Raw genomic sequence first — 2,715 nt, 5'->3', positions numbered from 1 at the left:
GGCCTTGGGGGCGGGGGCCGAGGCGAGTTCGGCCATGAGCTTCGCGTCGTGGATCACAGCTTGCCTCCCTCGGTGGTGGAAGCCGGCTGGCCGGCGGCCTGATGGATCGCCGCGCGGATGCGCGGGTAGGTGCCGCAGCGACAGATGTTGCCGCTCATCGCCTCGTCGATGTCCTGGTCGCTCGGCTTCGGCGTGTCCTTGAGCAGCGAGGCGGCCTGCATGATCTGGCCGCACTGGCAGTAGCCGCACTGGGCGACGTTGAGATCGCGCCAGGCGACCTGGACCGGATGGTTACCGTCGGGCGAGAGCCCCTCGATGGTCAGCACCTCCTGGCCCTCCGCCGCCGAGACCGGCGTGGTGCAGGAGCGCGTGGCGGTGCCGCCGAGATGGATCGTGCAGGCCCCGCAGAGCGCCTGGCCGCAGCCGAACTTCACGCCGGTGAAGCCGAGTTCGTCGCGCAGGTACCAGAGCAGCGGCATGTCGGGGTCGCCGTCGAAACTGCGCTCCGCCCCGTTCACGGTGAGTTTGATCATCGCTTCGTCCTGTCGTGAGGCCGCCGCGTGTCGCTTCGGGCGACGCGACGACGAGCCGGTGTCGAAGGGCGGTCGCCGGGAGCCGGAGGCTCGCGCGATCGCTGAGAGCATGCGGGACGAATCCGCTACGGCCGGGCTGTCGCTGCCGGCACGCGCACGAAGGCCCCCGCCCCCGCACCGCATCTTGGAATGGGAATAATGTATCCGCCCGCGGGATGATCGCGCAATGCAGGCCGGAGCGGGGATTTCGCCGTCGGGTTGCATGGGGCGAAGACGGCGTGACGTTTCGCACATGGCGACGGCGCGTGTTCGCGCTGGTCGAAGGGCCGAGTGCGGAAGAGCCGAAATCGACGGCTTCGGTCTCACGCCGTTTCCGGTCGAGGGCTTCGGCTTACCACGCCCCCCTTCCCCGGACGGGTGGAGCGTCAGCGGAACCCGATCCGGGGCCCAGCATAAGGACGTCGCGAAGCGTCGAAACGTCGGCGCCGTTCGAATCGAGCCGCTGGCGCGGCCCGTGTTCTCGCTGGGTCCCGGATCACCTTCCACTGTGTTCCAGGCGTCCGGGAAAGGGCCGTGGACATCGGATGGATCAACTGGATCGAACGGATCGACCGGAAACGGTCTCAAACCTTCGCCGACGACTCCGCCGCGACGACGAACCCGACGCCCTCGATCTCCGGATGGCCCGCTTCGTTCGGCACCGTGAGGGGATAGAAGCTCATCCGCAGGTGGCGGATTCCGCCCGGCACGGTTCTGGAGGCGACCGGCACGGGGAGGTCGGACGTCGCCACGCCCTGCCGCAGGGCGGCGTGGAGCGGTGTCGAGAGCCGCTCCTCCAGCGCCGGCAGCGCCGCCCAGATCGGTTGGCCGATGCCTGCACCGAAGCCGCTGCCGCCGAGGCTCGCCAGCGCGCGGTTGCGATGCTGCAGCCGCAGGTCGCGGTCGAGGAAGCCGAGGCCCACGGGGGCGTTCTCCAGCACGCCTTCGAGGAGCGCGCTGGTCAGCCGGCCCTCCTCCCGGCGCAGGACGAGCAGCCACGCGACCAGGGCCACCGCGCTCCAGGCGGTGGTCCCGGTAAGCAAAGCCAGCAGCAGCCCGCGCAGGCGGTCGCTGCGCTGGATCTTGTCGACCCGCTCGGAGAGCTTCGTGCGGATCGCCACGGCCTCGGCGCGGATCGCGTCCATGGTCTCCTTGCCGTCCCCCGTCCGCACGAGGTCCGTCGCGGCCTCGAACCCCTGTTCCTTGCGCAGGGCCACGACGCGGGCGGCGAAGGCGCGCTTCTCCGCCACCAGCACGTCCAGCGGCCTGCCGCCGGCGACCGACGGGTCGAGATGCCCGCGGGTGATCGTGTTCAGCCGAGCCAGGCTGCGGTCGATGGCGGCGCGGGCGCCGTCATAGGGGATCAGGTAGTTGTCGCTGCCGACGAGCACGAAGCCGCGCTCGCCCGTCTCCAGGTCCTTGATCGAGGAGAACAACCGCTCGACTTCGAGCACCACGCCGTTGGCCTCGGCCACCCGGTCGCGGCTCGATTCGGCCACGAGGTAGTTCCAGCCGGCGGCGAGCAGGGCGATGATCAGCAGGCCGAAGGCGACGGGCGAGTTGACGAGCGCTGCGGTGAGCCTCGACCGACGCCGGTTCCAGCGGCGCAAGGCGGCGATCGGGGCGTGCATGGCTGTGGTCCGGGACCCTGCGACGAGGCCCGGGCATGATACCGCTTCGCCGACGGAGCCAACAGGGCGATTGTGGTGAGGCCGTGGGTGGACCTCAATCCACGAACCGTCGGCCGCCGGTGCATGCGGCTTTCAGGCTTCTCCTGCCGATCGCGAAACGTGCCGAGCCCGCTCTCGGTGGAGACCCCGGCGCCGGTCAGCACGAAGATGTCTTTCGGATCCGCCATCGCTCGTGCCCGTCGCCGATACAGGATTCGTCGGTATGCACCCCTTTTATCGGAGATTAACCAAATTGGCGTTCAATCGGAGACGGTTAAGGTTGATGTTTCCCTGACGGCCGAGTTGGCCTTTCCGGCCCGCGATCGCGCTTCTTCGAGCGCGGCGCGGGCGGGACGGCGTCCGTGCGGGATACGCGTATCCGAGTACAGCCCGCATGATCGACGACGCGTATCGCTACGGCCGCCTGACGCGCCGCCCCCGTCGTCGCCGGCTGCGCGCCGACCTGCTGGCGA

At 69.7% G+C, this 2,715-nt stretch carries 2 protein-coding genes; both read right to left on the bottom strand.

The window, feature by feature from the left end; genetic code table 11:
* Positions 1-53 precede the first annotated feature (53 nt).
* A complete protein-coding gene (locus FV217_RS22125) occupies positions 54-533 on the bottom strand; it encodes a (2Fe-2S)-binding protein (protein ID WP_147821775.1) in 480 nt (159 codons plus the stop codon).
* Positions 534-1,156: 623 nt separating this feature from the next.
* Positions 1,157-2,203 carry a CHASE3 domain-containing protein gene (locus tag FV217_RS22120; RefSeq protein WP_147821773.1) on the bottom strand — a complete coding sequence of 349 codons (1,047 nt, stop codon included), beginning with the start codon at positions 2,201-2,203 and terminating at the stop codon, positions 1,157-1,159.
* Positions 2,204-2,715: the final 512 nt, after the last annotated feature.

Source organism: Methylobacterium sp. WL9, from assembly GCF_008040035.1.
Classification (GTDB): Bacteria; Pseudomonadota; Alphaproteobacteria; order Rhizobiales; family Beijerinckiaceae; genus Methylobacterium; species Methylobacterium thuringiense.
This window is presented reverse-complemented; position numbering and strand designations above follow the sequence as displayed.